Source organism: Comamonas faecalis (assembly GCF_039538025.1).
GTDB classification, from domain to species: Bacteria; Pseudomonadota; Gammaproteobacteria; order Burkholderiales; family Burkholderiaceae_C; genus Comamonas_C; species Comamonas_C faecalis.
In genome coordinates this window covers 35,049-51,409 of record NZ_BAABBP010000022.1, presented here as the reverse complement: position 1 = coordinate 51,409, position 16,361 = coordinate 35,049, and the positions used below count along the sequence as shown (strand labels likewise).

14 protein-coding genes are annotated in these 16,361 nt (G+C 69.5%); 8 read left to right on the top strand and 6 right to left on the bottom strand.

From position 1 onward, the window contains the following. Window positions 1-37: 37 nt before the first annotated feature. From hemE to priA, 3 genes are all read left to right on the top strand, one after another. Window positions 38-1,162, top strand: a complete 1,125-nt coding sequence (gene hemE / locus ABD767_RS12145; protein ID WP_103044969.1) for a uroporphyrinogen decarboxylase — start codon at window positions 38-40, stop codon at window positions 1,160-1,162. Window positions 1,163-1,581: 419 nt separating this feature from the next. After that, window positions 1,582-1,755 (top strand): hypothetical protein, encoded by a 174-nt coding sequence (locus tag ABD767_RS12140; RefSeq protein ID WP_344869717.1) that lies wholly within the window; start codon window positions 1,582-1,584, stop codon window positions 1,753-1,755. Beyond that, window positions 1,752-3,887, top strand: a complete 2,136-nt coding sequence (gene priA, locus ABD767_RS12135; protein WP_344869716.1) for a replication restart helicase PriA — start codon at window positions 1,752-1,754, stop codon at window positions 3,885-3,887. The genes ABD767_RS12140 and priA overlap by 4 nt, the downstream gene beginning before the upstream one ends. Window positions 3,888-4,028: 141 nt before the next feature. Here the strand turns inward: priA and ABD767_RS12130 are convergent, their stop codons facing one another. From ABD767_RS12130 to ABD767_RS12110, 5 genes are read right to left on the bottom strand one after another with little or no spacing between them, the layout of a single operon-like run. Next, window positions 4,029-4,853 carry a ChbG/HpnK family deacetylase gene (locus ABD767_RS12130; RefSeq protein ID WP_103044970.1) on the bottom strand — a complete coding sequence of 275 codons (825 nt, stop codon included), beginning with the start codon at window positions 4,851-4,853 and terminating at the stop codon, window positions 4,029-4,031. Beyond that, window positions 4,850-5,272 (bottom strand): GtrA family protein, encoded by a 423-nt coding sequence (locus ABD767_RS12125; RefSeq protein ID WP_103044971.1) that lies wholly within the window; start codon window positions 5,270-5,272, stop codon window positions 4,850-4,852. Before ABD767_RS12125 ends, ABD767_RS12130 begins: the two co-directional genes overlap by 4 nt. Beyond that, window positions 5,269-6,315 (bottom strand): glycosyltransferase, encoded by a 1,047-nt coding sequence (locus ABD767_RS12120; RefSeq protein WP_103044972.1) that lies wholly within the window; start codon window positions 6,313-6,315, stop codon window positions 5,269-5,271. The genes ABD767_RS12125 and ABD767_RS12120 overlap by 4 nt, the downstream gene beginning before the upstream one ends. Before the next feature lie 30 nt (window positions 6,316-6,345). Beyond that, on the bottom strand, window positions 6,346-7,935 hold the full coding sequence (locus ABD767_RS12115) for a glycosyltransferase family 39 protein (RefSeq protein WP_344869715.1): 1,590 nt from the start codon (window positions 7,933-7,935) through the stop codon (window positions 6,346-6,348). A 7-nt stretch (window positions 7,936-7,942) separates the two neighbouring features. Continuing rightward, on the bottom strand, window positions 7,943-8,896 hold the full coding sequence (locus tag ABD767_RS12110; RefSeq protein ID WP_103044973.1) for an AEC family transporter: 954 nt from the start codon (window positions 8,894-8,896) through the stop codon (window positions 7,943-7,945). Window positions 8,897-8,998: 102 nt separating this feature from the next. Between ABD767_RS12110 and ABD767_RS12105 the strand changes: the two genes are divergently transcribed. The 3 genes from ABD767_RS12105 to ABD767_RS12095 all read left to right on the top strand — a co-directional run bounded on the left by ABD767_RS12105 (window position 8,999) and on the right by ABD767_RS12095 (window position 12,910). After that, on the top strand, window positions 8,999-11,065 hold the full coding sequence (locus ABD767_RS12105; protein ID WP_103044974.1) for a UvrD-helicase domain-containing protein: 2,067 nt from the start codon (window positions 8,999-9,001) through the stop codon (window positions 11,063-11,065). 27 nt (window positions 11,066-11,092) lie between these two features. Next, complete coding sequence (locus ABD767_RS12100; RefSeq protein WP_103044975.1) at window positions 11,093-12,331, top strand: phospholipase A; 1,239 nt, start codon at window positions 11,093-11,095, stop codon at window positions 12,329-12,331. Between the two features lie 186 nt (window positions 12,332-12,517). Beyond that, on the top strand, window positions 12,518-12,910 hold the full coding sequence (locus tag ABD767_RS12095; protein ID WP_103044976.1) for a hypothetical protein: 393 nt from the start codon (window positions 12,518-12,520) through the stop codon (window positions 12,908-12,910). Between the two features lie 48 nt (window positions 12,911-12,958). Here ABD767_RS12095 and ABD767_RS12090 read toward each other — a convergent pair whose 3' ends face one another. After that, complete coding sequence (locus tag ABD767_RS12090; protein ID WP_103044977.1) at window positions 12,959-13,447, bottom strand: universal stress protein; 489 nt, start codon at window positions 13,445-13,447, stop codon at window positions 12,959-12,961. 97 nt (window positions 13,448-13,544) lie between these two features. Between ABD767_RS12090 and tgt the strand changes: the two genes are divergently transcribed. Together tgt and ABD767_RS12080 are read left to right on the top strand one after the other, a co-directional pair. Further along, entirely contained in the window at window positions 13,545-14,720 is a 1,176-nt protein-coding gene (gene tgt / locus ABD767_RS12085; RefSeq protein WP_103044978.1) for a tRNA guanosine(34) transglycosylase Tgt, read from the top strand. Window positions 14,721-14,870: 150 nt separating this feature from the next. After that, window positions 14,871-16,280 (top strand): GGDEF domain-containing protein, encoded by a 1,410-nt coding sequence (locus ABD767_RS12080; RefSeq protein WP_344869714.1) that lies wholly within the window; start codon window positions 14,871-14,873, stop codon window positions 16,278-16,280. The last annotated feature ends 81 nt before the right edge of the window (window positions 16,281-16,361 follow it).

Below are 16,361 nucleotides of genomic sequence, written 5' to 3'. Positions count from 1 at the left end.
CGCGCCCGCGCGGTGGGGGCTGCGACAATCACGCCCCATGAACACCTTTGCCCCTCTGACCAACGACACTTTTTTGCGTGCCTGCCGCCGCCAGGCGACCGACTACACGCCGCTGTGGCTGATGCGCCAGGCCGGGCGCTACCTGCCCGAGTACAAGGCCACGCGCGCCAAGGCCGGCAGCTTCATGGGCCTGGCCACCAACGTCGACTACGCCACCGAGGTCACGCTGCAGCCGCTCGACCGCTTCGCGCTCGATGCCGCCATCCTGTTCAGCGACATCCTGACCGTGCCCGACGCCATGGGCCTGGGCCTGACCTTTGCCGAGGGCGAGGGCCCGCGCTTTGCCAGGACGGTGCGCACCGAGGCCGACGTGGCCGGGCTGGCCGTGCCCGACATGGACAAGCTGCGCTACGTGTTCGACGCCGTCACCAGCATCCGCCGCGCATTGAACGGCCGCGTGCCGCTGATCGGCTTCTCGGGCAGCCCCTGGACGCTGGCCTGCTACATGGTCGAGGGCCGCGGCAGCGACGACTACCGCCAGGTCAAGACGCTGATGTACAGCCGCCCGGACCTGATGCACCGCATCCTGGCGGTGAACGCCGACGCCGTGGCCCAGTACCTGAACGCGCAGATAGCCGCCGGCGCCCAGGCGGTGATGGTGTTCGACAGCTGGGGCGGCGTGCTGGCCGACGGCATGTACCAGCGGTTCAGCCTGGACTACACGCGCCGCGTGCTGGCGCAGCTCAAGCGCACCGGCGTTCATGGTGAGGACGTGCCGCGCATCTGCTTCACCAAGGGCGGCGGCATCTGGCTGGACGACATGAAGGATCTCGACTGCGAGGTGCTGGGCCTGGACTGGACGGCCAACCTGGGCCGTGCGCGCGCCGTCGTTGGCGGCCAGGCCGGCGGCCCGGGCAAGGCGCTGCAGGGCAACATCGACCCCAACGTGCTGTTCGCCCCGCCCGAGCTGGTGGCCGCGCAGGCGCGCGCCGTGCTCGACAGCTTCGGCGCACCGCACACCGACCGCGCCACCACCGGCCCGACGCACATCTTCAACCTCGGCCACGGCATCAGCCAGTTCACGCCGCCCGAGCACGTGACGGCGCTGGTCGAGACGGTGCACGGCTACTCGCGCCAGCTGCGCCAGGCGCAAGCAGGCTGACGCGGCCGGGTGTGTTGCATTTGGTACATCTTGTTGTCGTTGCAACCTGCCCGGGCAAGAAGATTGGCACAGCCCTGTCATGCTGGTCGAAGCCCGCGTAAGTCATTGATTTGTCGTGTAATGCCCGCGTTGCCGCTTTCGTGGGCAAACCAGCCAAACCCAGCACCGACAAGGCTTTGGGTGATTTGTTCGACAGATATCAACAAAGTTATCCACAAAAATTCGGGACTTGTTTCAGATTCACTGGAAAATCAAGCACTTGCCGGCTTTTCTGGAAGTGCAGCCCCTCGGGCGATCGAGCGGCTAGCACATTTTGGCGGTGTCCAGACTATTGACAGCGCAGTTGTGCACACGATAGCGCGAGCGGGGTGGCTTTTTCACCCAAGGGCAAACATGCTGCCCGGCCTGCCGGATGGGTGATGCAAGACATTGATTTCCATCATTTTTTCCATACTCCATTGGTGTACTTCGGTTTGGCCATGCATCACGTCGATCTGGCGAAAAGACGAGATGGTCAGCCGCTATCAACAAAGTTATCCACAGGAAGCGGTCGTGCGACGAAATCGCCGATGAATCAAGGTCTTGCGACGTGAATGCCGACACCACTTCAACAAGCGACGCCAAGTCGAGCCCGACGCAGACCGTGCTCGTCGCGGTGCAGACGCCGGTGCACAGCGGCATGGCGCAGCTGCTCAGCTACGCCCACCCGGTGGCACTGGCGCCGGGCACGCTGGTGCGCGTGCCGCTGGGCGCGCGCGAGGTGCTGGGCGTGGTCTGGGACGGCGAGCTGCCCCCGCAGCAGGGCGGCGACGGCCTGCGCCCCGTGGCCGGTGTGCTGGACGGCCTGGCGCCGCTGGATGCGCGCTGGCGCCGCCTGGTGGCCTTTGCGGCCCACTACTACCAGCGCAGCCTGGGCGAGCTGGCGCTGTCGGCGCTGCCGCCGCAGCTGCGCGAGCTCAGCGCCGAGCAGCTGGCGCGGCGCCTGCGCCGCCCGCCGCCCAACGCTGCCGCAGTGGCTGATGCGGCGACGGCCGCTGCCACCATCACGCTAAGCGCCGAGCAGGCCGGCGCGACCGAGGCCATTGCCTCGCAGCCCGGGCCATTTTTGCTGTTCGGCAGCACCGGCAGCGGCAAGACCGAGGTCTATCTGCACAGCGTTGCCCGGGCGCTGGCCGACGACCCGCGGGCGCAGGTGCTGGTGATGGTGCCCGAGATCAACCTCACGCCCCAGCTGCAGCAGCGCTTTGCCGAGCGTTTCGCGCCGCTGTACGGCCCGCAGGCCATCGTCAGCCTGCACAGCGGCATGACCAACCCGCAGCGCCTGGCCAGCTGGCTGGCCGCGCACAGCGGCCAGGCGCGCATCGTGCTGGGCACGCGCATGGCGGTGTTCGCCAGCCTGCCGGGCCTGGCGCTCATCGTCGTCGACGAGGAGCACGACGCCAGCTACAAGCAGCAGGAGGGCGCGCGCTACTCGGCACGCGACCTGGCGCTGTGGCGCGGCAAGAACGCGGGCGCCAAGGTCATCCTGGGCAGCGCCACGCCGTCGCTGGAGAGCTGGCACGCCAGCGACCCGGCCGTTGGCCGCTACCAGCGCCTCGAAATGCCCAGCCGCATCGGCGCCGGCGAGCTGCCGCGCCTGCGCCTGGTAGACATGGGCCAGCAGCCGCGCGGGGCGGTGTTCTCGCCGCCGCTCTTGGGCGCGATCACCGCGCGCGTGGAGCAGGGCGAACAATGCCTGGTGCTGCTCAACCGCCGCGGCTTCGCGCCCGTGCTGCACTGCGGCGCCTGCGGCTGGAAGAGCGATTGCCCGCACTGCAGCGCCCACCAGGTCTTTCACAAGGTGGACCGCACGCTGCGCTGCCATCACTGCGGCAGCACCCAGCGCGTGCCGCGCGCCTGCCCGGCCTGCGGCAACCCCGACATCGCGCCCGTGGGCCGCGGCACCGAGCAGCTCGAAGAGCAGCTGGCGCACCTGCTGCGCAACGTCATCACGCCCGAGCGGCGCGCGGCGCGCGTGGCGCGCATCGACGCCGACACCACCAAGACCAAAGGCGCGCTGCAGGAGCAGCTGGCGCAGGTGCACGCCGGCGAGGTCGACGTGCTCGTCGGTACGCAGATGGTGGCCAAGGGCCATGACTTTCGCCGCATCACGCTGGTGGCCGCTGTGCAGCCCGATGGCGCGCTGTTCTCCAGCGACTTTCGCGCGCCCGAGCGCTTGCTGGCGCTGCTGATGCAGGCGGGCGGGCGCGCCGGGCGCGACGCGCGCTACGTTGCCGCGCAGCAGACCCGCCCTGAACTGTGGGTGCAGACCTGGCACCCCGATCACCCGCTGTTTGCCGCGCTGCGCCGCCACGACTGGCCGCAGTTCGCCGCGCAGCAGCTGGCCGAGCGCCGCCAGGCCGGCATGCCGCCATTCGCCTACCAGGCGCTGGTGCGCGCCGATGCACGCACCCAGGAGGCGGCCCAGGGCTTTCTGCAGGCGGCAGGCGACGCGGCGCGCGGCGCGCAGCTGCCCGGCGTCGACCAGGTGTTTCTCTACCCGCCAATTCCGCTGGCCGTGCAGCGCGTGGCCAACGTCGAGCGCGCGCAAATGCTGATCGAGAGCGCCAGCCGCACCGCGCTGCAGCGCTTCCTGGCCGCGTGGCAGCCGCTCTTGCACGCCGAGCGCCGCCAGCACAAGGGACTGGTGCGCTGGCTGGTCGACGTCGATCCGCAGGGAATTTGAGCTTGGAAACCCGTTGCTGGGCTTATCAACCGGCATCGCGGCGAGGGCGCCTCTCCCACAGAGGGGGAATGGATTCCGTGGGAGCGGCGCCCTCGCCGCGATGAATGCCCTGATGGTTTAGGCGAGACGCTGAACGCGCCCTCAGCTCTGCACCGTCCGCGACAGCGCGCCGATGCGCCAGCCGCCCAGCTCCAGCAGCGCACCAAAGGCGTCGGACATCAGATAGGCGTATTCCACCGGTCGCTGTATGCCGATCGCGTCCTGCAGCACCGGCGCGGTGGCCGGGTGGCACATCAGCAGGCCGCCGTCCTGCAGCTGCGCCAGCCAGGCGCGCATGTGCACGGCGTAGGCGCTCAGCGTGGGCGCGTCGAAACCGTAGACGCCGGCAAAGCCGTGATTGGTCTGCAGCCCGGCGCGGCGCCACTGGCGCGTGGCGGCGCGCCCGCCCAGCAGCGCAATGACGGCGGCCTTGGTGTCGCGCCACAGACTGCCGGCGGGCACCGTGGAGCGCAGCCACGGCATCTGGTCGGCGCGGTAGCGCGCCTGCAGCTCGGCCAGCAGCGCATGGCGCACGCCGGGCAGCTGGTGCACGTGCTGGTGGCCGTCGATGAAGTCGGGCGCGCTGCCCACGGCGTCTTCGAATGCGTCGAGCTGGGCGCGCCACAGCGGCCGCATCTGCGCCGCGCCAAGGCGCCCGGTGTAGGCGCGCGCCAGCACCTGGTGCAGGCTGTGTGCGGGGTAGTGGCCGCCGTGGCTCTCGGTCAGGTTGAAGTGCAGGCCCAGCTGCAGCGCCGGGCGCAGGGGCAGCAGTTGGGCGACGGCCTCGCGCCAGCGCGGCGACGTGGTCATGCAGCTGGTGGCCGACAGGCGCCCGGCGCGCGCCAGATGCAGCACGGCGTCGTCGATCAGCGCGTCCTGTGCGTAATCGTCGGCGCACAGGACGAGGGTACGGGAGGGGGAATTCATGTTGTCGTATGACGGGCCTTGAAGGCCCAGAACTTGCTCAGCACGAAGGTGCCAATGGCCACCAGCAGCAACACGGCCAGCAGGCTCCACAGGTAATGCCAGTGCAGCCAATGGAGTGCCGCGGCGTACAAAAGTTCATTGATCGCGAAACCCAGGCTGGCAACGGCAAAGTAGCGCGCAACGACCGGCCAGCCGCGCGCGCCGCTGCCGGAAAAAGTGAGCAGAGCATGGCCGTTGTAGCTGACGACGAAGGCCACCAGGAACGCCAGTACATTGGCCGCCAGCGGCGCCAGGCCCAGCAGCGCCACCAGCAGCGCCACCACCGCCAGGTGGGTGGCCGCGGCCGCGCCGCCCACCAGGACGAACTGCACGGGCTGGGGCAGGCGCAAGAGCGCCTGGGCGAGCGCCGCGCGGCTCATGGCCGCTCGCGCAGCGGGCTGTGATCCTCGTCGCGCGCCACCAGGTAGGCGGGGCGCTGCTTGACCTCGTCGTAGATACGGCCGATGTATTCGCCCAGGATGCCGATCGACATCAGCTGCACGCCCGAGAACAGCATGATGGCCGCGGCAAGCGTCGGCCAGCCCTCCAGGTCGGCGCCGAACAGCAGGGTGTCGAGCACGATGAGCAGGCCGTAGGCGAGCGCGATGAGCGCGATCACGCTGCCCATCACGCTCCACAGCCGCAGCGGCAGCGTGGTGAACGAGATCAGCCCCAGCAGCGCCAGCGATCCCAGGCGGCGCAGGTTGAAGCTGGACTGGCCGGCCGCGCGATCCGCCGGCACGAAGGGCAGGGCCGCGCTCTTGAAGCCCACCCAGGCGTACAGCCCCTTCATGAAGCGCTGGCGCTCGGGCAGCGCCTTGAGCGCGTCGGCCACGCGCCGATCCATCCAGCGGAAGTCGCCCGCGTTGGGCGGCACCTTGACGTGGCTGCCCGCGTTGAGCACGCGGTAGAACAGCCCGGTGCCCACGCGCTTGGTGCCGCTCTCGCCGCCGCGGTCGGCAATCACGCCGTAGACCATGTCAAAGCCCGCCAGCCACAGCTGGTGCATCTGGGGCAGCAGGTCGAGCGGATGCTGGAAGTCGGCGTCGATCAGCAGCACCGCGTTGCCGCGCGCGTGGTCGATGCCGGCGGTGAGCGCCGCCTCCTTGCCGAAGTTGCGCGACAGCGCGATGTAGCGCAGCGGCAGGCCGCTGCCTTGCGCCAGGCGCAGCGCCACCTCGTGCGTCGCGTCGCGGCTGCCGTCGTTGACGATGATGATCTCGAACTCGGCAGTCAGCGGCTGCACCGCCTGCGCCAGCGCGCGCACGAAGCGCTCCAGGTTGGCCTCCTCGTTGTGCGCCGGCACCACGCACGACAGGCGCAGCGGCGCGCGCGGCAGCGGCGGCGGCGGCGCTGCCGGCGCAAACGCGGCGTGGTAGTCGCTGCAGGGCAGGGCGCTGTCGGGGGCGTGCGTCTCAGTCATGGTGCGATTGTGTCCTGACGCAACGGCACTTCAGCGCTTCGGACCATCGACGTCGAATACCGCATAGGCAAACGGCGTCGGGCGCGGAAAGCGCCAGCCGCTGCGCTGCGCCTCCAGCATGTGGGCAGTGGCCGGCAGCCCCTGCGCGGCCAGCCATTGCTGCGCCTCCAGCATGCAGGCGCTGGCGGCGGGCAGTTGGCCAGCCCGCACCGGGCCCAGCGGGCACAGCAGCAGGCCGGGGCGTGCCTGCCAGTCGGTCAGGCCCAGCAGGCGGGCGCGCTCGCCGTCGGGCAGGCCCGGCACCGTCAGCAAACGGGGCTGGGCGTAGAAGGTCAGCATGGCGTTTTCGGCCCAATCGCCGCCCACCCAGGCCAGCCGCTGGCCGGGATGGCGCTGTTGCCAGTCGTGAACGATGGCGCGCGCCGCCTGCGCCGTAGGGCGGTAATAGCCCAGGTCGCCCTTGCGCGCGTTCATGGCGGCTGACACCAGCGCCAGCACCAGCACCAGTGCCAGCACCGGCCACCAGGCGCGGCCCAGGCGCGCCAGCGCGCCGTCCTGCGCCAGCGGGTACAGCGTGTGCAGGTTGCGCAGCCACAGCAGCGCGAACGCGTAACCGATCGGAATCGCCCAGGGCGTGGACAGCTCGGCGACGCCGGCCATGCCGAACGCCAGCGTCAGCGCCCAGGGCATGAAGGCCAGCCAGAACAGCGTGTCGCCGCCGCCCCGGGGCAGCCAGCTGCGCCACAGCAGCTGCGCGGCGCAGCGCAGCCAGGGCTGGCCGCTGGCGCGCGACTGCAGCCGCGCCCACACCAGGCACAGCGCCAGCCACGCGGGCAGCCAGTAGAACAGCGGCGACAGCGCAAAGCGCGCCACGTAGCGCCAATTGGTGCTCCCGCCGCCCTGGTCCATCGCGTACTGCAGCGGCGCCCAGTCGTGCGACGCCACCCAGGCCAGGTGCGGTGCCATCGCCAGGCCAAAGGCCGCCAGCGCCACATAGGGGCGTGGGGTCGCCAGCCAGCGCCGCCCGTCGGCGTTGAGCAGCGTGGGCACGAGGAAGCCCGCGAGAAAGACCCCGCTGTAGTACTTGCTCAGCATGCAGGCCGCGGCCACCAGGCCCAGCGCAATGCTGCTGGCCAGGCCGCGCCAGCCGCGCCCCTGCCAGCTGGCCAGCAGCAGCGCCGCCGCCCAGGGCCACAGCGCCAGCAGCTGGCTGTTGGCGTTGAACTTGCCCGCCAGGCTGGTGTAGGGAAAGCTCCACAGCAGCAGCAGCGCGCCCCAGGGCGCCAGCCGCCCCAGCTGCAGCCGCCGGCCCAGCGCCCACACGCCCAGCAGGCCGACGAAGACGTTGGCGTAGGACAGCAGCCGGTAGGCCCAGTCCGTCTGCGGCCAGACCATGAACCACAGCCCCGCGACCCAGGCAAAAAACGGCGGATGCTTGTGCGTGCCCCAGCGCAGCGGCTGGCCCCAGGCCACGTTCTCCAGCATGTCGTTGTAGCCGTCCAGGTTGGCGCCGGAGAGCCAGGACGCCAGCGCCCAGGCAAGGCAGGCGGCCAGCAGCCACCAGGCCAGGCGGTGGGCAGGCAGGCCCACAGAGGGGTTGAAGGTCATGGAGGAGGTCATTTCAGAATCAGGTCAGCAGCGCCACGAAGGCAGAAAAACTCAGAAACGCCAGCACCGTGCTCACCAAAATAATGCGTGCCACGCGCCCGCCGTGGGCCTGGAAGCGCTCGGCCAGCAGCGACACGTTGCTGGCGCTGGGCAGCGCCGCCAGCAGCACCAGTACCACCACGGTCGTGGGCTCAATCGGCGCGCCCAGCGCCGCGGCGCCGTGCGCCAGCGCCCACACCAGCAGCGGGTGGGCGACGAGCTTGACCAGCGCCGGTGGCCAGTATTGGCGCGCCGGCACCCATTCGTGCTGGTTGATCTGTGAGCGCGCCAGCACCGTGCCGATGGTGAACAGCGCCACCGGCGATGCGGCGTCGGCCAGCATCGCAATGGTCTTGTCGATTGGCCCGGGCAGGCGCCATTGCAGCCACGACGCGAGCGCCCCCAGCGCGATCGACCAGGGCATGGGGTTGACGGCCATGCCCGCCAGCGCCTTGCGCAGCGCCACGCCCATGCCGTGCGCCCCGGCGCCATCGAGGCGCGACAGCGCGATGCACGCCGAGCTGGTGACCACCAGGTCGACGGTCAGCACGACGATGGTCGGCCCGGCGCTGGCCGGGCCCAGCAGCGCCAGCAGCAGCGGCAGGCCCATGAAGCCGGTGTTGGGAAAGGCGGTCACCAGCGCGGTGAATGCGGTGTCGTTCCAGTTCAGGCCGGTGCGGCGCGCCCAGGCTGCGGTGGCGCCCACCAGCAGCGCCGCCGCCAGCAGGTAGACGCCGGCGACGCTCGCGTCCAGCAACTGGGCGATCGGCGTCTGCGCGCCGAAGCGGTACAGCATGGCCGGCAGCGCGAAATACAGCACGAAGCCGTTGAGCCCGCCAATCGCCGCCAGCGCCAGCGCGCCCGCCCGCGTGGCCAGGTAGCCGCACAGCACGAGCGCGAAGAAGGGAAAGGTGACGGCGAGGACGGAAAGCACGGGCGCGATTGTGGCAGTAACGACCTGTGCGCCGCCCCGATTTGGCGGGCGTCGCTATCATCGTCGGCTTTTCCGCGCCCGCCGCCGTCCCCCTTGCCCGCCATGTCCGCCGGTCTCAACCTCGCCCAGCTCCAAGCCGTGCGCTACACCGAAGGCCCTTGCCTGGTGCTGGCCGGCGCCGGCTCGGGCAAGACGCGCGTGATCACGCACAAGATCGCCCACCTGATCGAAAAAGGCCTGCAGCCGCGGCGCATTGCCGCCATTACCTTCACCAACAAGGCCGCCGCCGAGATGCGCGAGCGTGCCGCCGGGCTGATCGGCCGCGCCGCCAAGGACGTGCTGGTCTGCACCTTCCACGCGCTGGGCGTGCGAATGGTGAGGGAGGACGGCCATGTGCTGGGGTTGAAGCCCAACTTCAGCATCCTGGATGCCGATGACGTTGCCGGCATCCTGAAGGAATGCGCCGGCGGCACCACGGATCTGGCCACCGCGCGCCAGTGGCAATGGGGCATCAGCGCCTGGAAGAACCAGGGCTGGGACGCGCGCCGCGCGCTGGCCATGGCGGGCGACGACCACGAGCGCAGCCTGGCGCTGATCATGCAGCGCTACGAGGAGCGTCTCGCCGCCTACCAGAGCGTGGACTTCGACGACCTGATCGGCCTGCCGATGCGCCTCCTGAAGGGCCACGCCGAGGTGCGCGAGAAATGGCAGCGCCTGCTGGGCCACGTGCTGGTCGACGAATACCAGGACACCAACGCCACGCAGTACGAGCTGCTGAAATTCCTCGTCGGCGAGCGCGCGCGCCTCACCGCCGTGGGCGACGACGACCAGAGCATCTACGGCTGGCGCGGCGCGACGCTGGACAACCTGAAGAAGCTGCCCATTGACTACCCCCAGCTCAAGGTCATCAAGCTGGAGCAGAACTACCGCTCGACCAGCGCCATCCTGCGCGCGGCCAACCACGTGATCGGCCCCAACCCCAAGCTGTATCCCAAGACCTTGTTCAGCGAGCTGGGCGAGGGCGAGCCGGTGCGCGTGCAGGACTGCGACAACGAGGAGCACGAGGCCGAGCGCGCCGTCGCCCGCATCCAGAGCCTGCAGGCCGGCGCCAACCCGCCGCCGGCGTGGAAGGACTTCGCCATCCTCTACCGCGCCAACCACCAGGCCAAGCCGTTCGAGAAGGCGCTGCGCAAAGCCAATATCCCGTACAAGGTCTCGGGCGGCACCAGCTTCTTCGACCGCGCCGAGATCCGCGACCTGTGCGCGTGGTTCCGCCTGTGGGCCAACAGCGACGACGACCCGGCGTTTCTGCGCGCCGTCGCCACGCCGCGCCGCGGCATTGGCCACACCACGCTCGGGCGGCTTGGCGAGTTTGCCGCGCAGAACAAGCTGAGCATGTTCGGCAGCCTGTTCAACGCCATGCTGGCCGCGCTGATGCCAAGGAAGGCGCTCGATGGCCTGCTGGAGTTCGGCCGCCAGATCAACGACCTGGAATACCGCGCGCGCCACACCCTGGGCGCCGAGGACGCGCGCCGCTTTCTCACCGACTGGCTGGCCGACATCGGCTACGAGCAATACCTGTACGACAGCGAGGACAGCGACAAGGTCGCTGCCGCGCGCTGGAGCAACGTGCTGGAGTTCTGCGACTGGATGGCGCAGCGCGCCGGCGGCCAGGTCGAGGACGCGGCCGGCACCACGACGCAGACCGAGGTCAAGAGCCTGCTGGAGGTGGCGCAGAACATCGCGCTGCTGTCGACCATCTCCGAGCGCGAGAAAGACCAGGACATGGTCATCCTCTCGACGCTGCACGCCAGCAAGGGCCTGGAATGGCCGCACGTGCAGCTGGTTGGCGTGACCGAGGGCATGCTGCCGTTCAAGCTCGACGACGACGAGGGCCGCCAGCAAAAAGTCGCCGATGACGTCGCCGCGCGCCTGCAGGAGGAGCGCCGCCTGATGTACGTCGGCATCACCCGCGCGCAGCGCACGCTGGTCGTGAGCTGGACCAAGAAGCGCAAGAAGGGCCGCGAGATGGTGGCCTGCCGGCCCAGCCGCTTCATCGCCGAGATGAAGCTGGACGCCGCCACGATGCGCGAAGACCCGCGCGAGAAACTGCGCCAGCTGCGCGCAGAATTTGCCCGCAAGGCGCAGGCCGGCGTCCCTTCCGCTTGACCGAAAGCGACCCCCCGCGAGCACACCATGCCTACCGTTTCCAATATTCCCCCGGCGCGCACCGTGCGCGCCACCCTTGCCGCCGCGCTGCTGGCGGCCGCAGCCCAGGCGGGCGCGGCCGAAGCGGCCGACTGGCGCTCATGCGCCGCGCTGGCCGCCGACGCCGGCGCGCGCCTGGCCTGCTTTGACCAGTGGGCGCGCCAGCAGGCCACCGACACACCGGCCGCACCGGCCGCACCGGCCGCGCCGCCCACCGGGCAGGCAGGAGAGGTTTTTGACGCGGCGCCCGCGAACACACCCAACCCGGCGCAAGGCCTGACCATGGTGCAACCGCTGGCGCTGCCCGACGAGGCGCAGGCCACGCAGGAGGTGCGCGAGGCGCTGGCTGCCACCAGCCCGCCCGGCGACGGCTGCCGCAACGGATCGAACACCACGCTGTCGCGCTACTGGGAGCTCGAACGCAGCAGCGACTGCGGCTCGCTGCGCTTTCGCGGCTACCGGCCGCTGAGCGTGTCCGTCGTCCACGCCAACCGCGTCAACCGCCAGCCCACCTCGGCCAATCCGCTCAACAACGCCGGCACGCCGGTCGACTACCGCACGACCGAGATGCGCGTGCAGCTGTCGGTGCGCACCAAGCTGGCCAAGGGGTTGCTGGCCGAAGGCGAGTCGCTCGACTCGCTGTGGGTCGGCTACACCCAGCAGTCATACTGGCAGCTGTTCAGCCCTGATATCTCGCGCCCGTTTCGCAACACCGACCACGAGCCCGAGGTCGTCTACGTCTACCCGACGACGGCCAACCTGCCCTGGGGCTGGCGCTGGCGCTACAGCGGCGTCGGCCTGGTGCACCAGTCCAACGGCCAGAGCCGGCCGCTGTCGCGCAGCTGGAACCGCGTCTACCTGATGACCGGCGTCGAGCTGCAAGACCGCTGGGCACTCACCGCGCGCGTATGGCGGCGCCTGAGCGAGAGCGCGGCCAACGACGACAACCCCGGCATCAGCGACTACGTGGGCCGCGCCGAGCTGGGCGCGATCTGGAACGTCACCGGCGACGACACGCTGGGCATGACGCTGCGCAACAACCTGCGCCGCTCGGGCCGCGGGTCGCTGCGCCTGGAGTGGCTGCACAGCCTGGGCAACGGCAGCTTCGGCGCGCACAGCAACCTTCGCCTGCACGCCATGGTGTTCACCGGCTACGGCGACAGCCTGGTGGACTACAACCGCAAGCGCACCGTGTTCAGCCTGGGGCTGAGCCTTGTCGATTTCTGACGGGCATACAACCCGTTACGGCTTGGTGTCTGCTGCGGGTTGTGGCGGCCGTAGTGCGCTCCCACAATCGGCAGCGGATGTGCATGCTCTCGACGCGTGGGCGAACTGGCCTGGGTTTCACGCGGTTTTCCGCCCATGCACCTGGTGGGCAATTGCACAGAATCGAGCCAGAGGAGGACGACGACCATGCAATTGCAATACGAGCTCAAGGCCGGCAGCTACTACCTGTACGACCTGCGCGAGGCGCCCAGCGCCATTACCGGAGAGCGCCGCTTCAAGCTCAAGACCGACCAGGTGGCCATTGCCTTCGATGCGCACACCGGCCAGGTGCACCAGCATGGCAGCCCCACGCGCATCCAGTCGTGGGCGCTGCACCAGCGCCGGCGCCTGCGCGCAGCGGGCAGCCTGCAGCAGGCCAACGACATCGTCGTCGTCTCGGGGCCGCTGCCGGTCGACGAACTCAACAAATGCCTGTGGATCAGCGGCTACTGCCGCCGCCTGTTCAAGCGCCTGGCCAGTCTGCCGCACGGCAAGCTGCAGCGTCAGGGCGCGCCGGGTGGCTGGCGCCGGGCGGCGTAGGCGGCGCGCCGGCGCCCCTCCTTCTCTTGCCGCGCGCCGCTCGGGTCTTCAGCTGGCGGTGTCCTCGGCATCGTCCTCGTCTTCGCCCTCGTCGATCTCCAGCGGATCGGCGTGTTTGACCACCGTCACCGGCATCGTCGCCTGGTGCACCAGCGCCTGCGACACCGACCCCAGCAGCGCGCCACGCAGGCCGCCCAGGCCGCGCGCGCCGATGATCATCGCGTCGCAGCCGCAACGCTCGGCCATGTCCGACAGCGTGGCTGCCACGCTGCCCAGCGCGATCTCGGTCTCGTAGGGCACGCCGGCGGCGTCCACCAGCGCGATGGCGCTGGCCATCAGGTCGTTGGCCGCTTCCACGCTGGCGGTGGCCACCATGTCGGCACCGCGCGTGGCCAGCTCCAGCAGCGTCGCCTCCTCCTGCACGTGGCCCAGCACCAGCGTGGCCTGCAGGCCGCCGCGGCGCATCAGCATCAGCGCGTGGCGCACCGCGTCCAGTGCCAGTTCCGAGCCGTCGACCGCAACCAGAATTCTCAGCATGGCAACTCCTTCTCGTTCATTGGGTATGCGGTCAGTGTAGGCCCGCGGCGGGCGGGTTTGGCCCTGCCTTGGAGGCGCTCTGGGACAATCGCGCCCCATGCTGCAATTCGAACTGCTCACCGCCGACTCCGCCAGCCACGCGCGCCGTGGCCGCCTCACGCTCAATCACGGCGTCGTACAGACGCCCATCTTCATGCCCGTGGGCACCTACGGCACCGTCAAGGGCGTGATGCCGCGCAGCCTGCATGAGATGGGCGCGCAGATCATCCTGGGCAACACCTTCCACCTGTGGATGCGCCCGGGCCTGGACATTGTCAAGAGTTTTGGCGGGCTGCACGCCTTCGAGCAGTGGGACAAGCCCATCCTGACCGACTCGGGCGGTTTCCAGGTCTGGAGCTTGGGAAGCATGCGCAAGATCACCGAAGAGGGCGTGCACTTCCAGAGCCCGGTCAACGGCGACAGGCTGTTCATGTCGCCCGAGGTCAGCATGCAGATACAGACGACGCTGAACTCCGACATCGTGATGCAGCTCGACGAGTGCACGCCCTACGAGACCAACGGCCACAAGACCACCGAGGCCGAGGCACGCAAGAGCATGGAGATGAGCCTGCGCTGGGCCGCGCGGTCGAAGGCCGAGTTCGAGCGCCTGGAAAATCCCAATGCGCTGTTCGGCATCGTGCAGGGCGGCATGTTCGAGCATCTGCGCCAGCAGTCGCTCGACGCGCTGGTGGAGATGGACTTTCCCGGCTACGCCGTCGGCGGCGTCTCCGTGGGCGAGCCCAAGGACGAGATGCTCTCCATCATGGCGCACACGCCGCACCGCCTGCCCAAGCACAAACCGCGCTACCTGATGGGCGTGGGCACGCCCGAGGATCTGGTCGAGGGCGTGGCCTGCGGGGTCGACATGTTCGACTGCGTGATGCCCACGCGCAACGCGCGCAACGGCACCTTCTTCACCCGCCACGGCGACCTGAAGATCAGGAACGCCCGCCACAAGAGCGACCACCGCCCGATCGACCCCAGCTGCACCTGCCATGCCTGCGCCGGCAGCGAGGGCGCGGCCTGGGACGCGGGCGGGCGCGGCGGCTTCTCGCGTGCCTACCTGCACCACCTGGATCGCTGCGGCGAAATGCTGGGGCCGATGCTGGCCACCATCCACAACCTGCACTACTACCTCAACCTGATGCAGGAGATGCGCGACGCGCTGGATGCGGGGCAGTTCGCGGCGTTTCGCACGCGCTTTCATGCGGATCGCCGCCGCGGTCTGGATTGAAACCATGATTGCGATGGTTTCAAACTGACGCTACAAGTTCTTTTTTTGTTACTTCCCGCGCCTGTCGCAACCTTGATGCCTGATTCCGCGCGACCCTGGCCAGTCTCTGCTGCGGCGCCTGCAGCCGGCCTGTGGCGTGGGCGGCTGGGCGTGTCCGCCTGTGTTTTCCTGGCCTGCCTGATCGGCATCTACAGCCGCCCGATTGGCTATCTGTCGGCCTTCTGGCCGGCCAATGCCGTGTTGCTGGGGCTGCTGCTGCGCCACCCCCGGTGGGCCGCATCGGCAGGCATCTGGCTGTGCGCCATGCTGGCCTTCGTTGCCGCCGACCTGGCTACGGGAGCACCATGGCAGAAGGCGCTGGGCATCAACGCCGGTAACCTGGCGGGCGTTTTTGCCGGCTGGCTCTACCTCTCCAGGCTGCCAGAGGCGGTTTTGTATCTGCGCCACCAGCGCTCGGTGCTGCACCTGGTGGCGGGCAGCGCCGTCGCGGCGCTGGGTTGCGGGCTGGTGGGCGGCTACGCCGGATCGCATTTCCTGGGCATCCCGCTGCTGCAGTCCGTGGCCATGTGGACGTTTTCCGAGTTCTTCAATTTCATTTTGCTGATCCCGGTTTTTCTGGCGGCGCCCAAAGGGTGGGTCGGGCAATGGCGCTTGCAGGAGGTGATGCCGGCGCTGCGCGGGCGCCCGCTGTCGCCGTCGTTTGCGCTGCCGCTCGCAGCGCTGGTGGCATCCGAGGCCCTGACCCTGGTGATCGGAGGCCCCGGCGCGCTGGGTTTCGTCATGCCGGCACTGGTCTGGTGCGCCATGGCCTATGGTGTGCTGCCCACCGCCGTGATCAACCTGCTGCTGTACGGCTGGAAGACCGCCTCGGTCGCGCTGGGCACTTTCTCGTTCACGCACACCCATTTGCCGGACGTCATTTCGCTGCGCGTCGGCATGGCGCTGCTGTCGGTAGCGCCCCTGGCGGTGGCCTGTGCCTATGCGCTGCGGCTGCAGGCGCTGGAGAAGCTCGACCATGCGGTCAACCACGACTTCCTGACCGGAGTGCTCACGCGCCGCGCCTTGCTCGAACGCGGCACCAAACTGCTCGAACGCATGCAGGGCGCGCGTGCGCCGCTGTCGCTCTTGATGCTCGACCTCGACCACTTCAAGCGCATCAACGACCGCCATGGCCACGCCCAGGGCGACGTGGTGCTGCGCCAGCTGGTGCACCAGGTGCGCCAGTTTCTGCGTCCGGACGACATCCTCGGGCGCCTGGGCGGCGAGGAGTTTGCCGTGCTGCTGCCGCGCACCTCGTGCGAGCAGGCGCGCAGCATTGGCGAGCGCCTGTGCCGCCAGCTCGGAGCCCACCCGGTGGCGCTGGGCGACGGCACGCAGCTGACGGTGACCTGCAGCATCGGCCTGCACGGCAGCGACCGTCCGCAGCCGGACGAGACGCTGAGTCACTGGCTGTCGTGCGCAGACCGCGCGCTCTACCAGGCCAAGGCCTCGGGGCGCAACCAGGTGCAAAGCTATAGCGACGACCTGGCGCCGATGTCGACCATGGAGGCACCGGAGTGAGTGGCCTCTGTCGATGGGCATGTGGGCGGATGGCGCAGGCCGCAATCCAGCGGGTCCGGCCTGCACCGGGGTGACGGGTCG

What these genes read in the sequence shown, in the direction of transcription:
- hemE (WP_103044969.1), top strand. Translation starts at nt 38, where the DNA reads ATGAACACCTTTGCCCCTCTGACCAACGACACTTTTTTGCGTGCCTGC.
- ABD767_RS12140 (WP_344869717.1), top strand. Translation starts at nt 1,582, where the DNA reads ATGCAAGACATTGATTTCCATCATTTTTTCCATACTCCATTGGTGTAC.
- ABD767_RS12130 (WP_103044970.1), bottom strand. Translation starts at nt 4,853, where the DNA reads ATGAATTCCCCCTCCCGTACCCTCGTCCTGTGCGCCGACGATTACGCA.
- ABD767_RS12125 (WP_103044971.1), bottom strand. Translation starts at nt 5,272, where the DNA reads ATGAGCCGCGCGGCGCTCGCCCAGGCGCTCTTGCGCCTGCCCCAGCCC.
- ABD767_RS12120 (WP_103044972.1), bottom strand. Translation starts at nt 6,315, where the DNA reads ATGACTGAGACGCACGCCCCCGACAGCGCCCTGCCCTGCAGCGACTAC.
- ABD767_RS12115 (WP_344869715.1), bottom strand. Translation starts at nt 7,935, where the DNA reads ATGACCTCCTCCATGACCTTCAACCCCTCTGTGGGCCTGCCTGCCCAC.
- ABD767_RS12105 (WP_103044974.1), top strand. Translation starts at nt 8,999, where the DNA reads ATGTCCGCCGGTCTCAACCTCGCCCAGCTCCAAGCCGTGCGCTACACC.
- ABD767_RS12100 (WP_103044975.1), top strand. Translation starts at nt 11,093, where the DNA reads ATGCCTACCGTTTCCAATATTCCCCCGGCGCGCACCGTGCGCGCCACC.
- ABD767_RS12095 (WP_103044976.1), top strand. Translation starts at nt 12,518, where the DNA reads ATGCAATTGCAATACGAGCTCAAGGCCGGCAGCTACTACCTGTACGAC.
- ABD767_RS12090 (WP_103044977.1), bottom strand. Translation starts at nt 13,447, where the DNA reads ATGCTGAGAATTCTGGTTGCGGTCGACGGCTCGGAACTGGCACTGGAC.
- tgt (WP_103044978.1), top strand. Translation starts at nt 13,545, where the DNA reads ATGCTGCAATTCGAACTGCTCACCGCCGACTCCGCCAGCCACGCGCGC.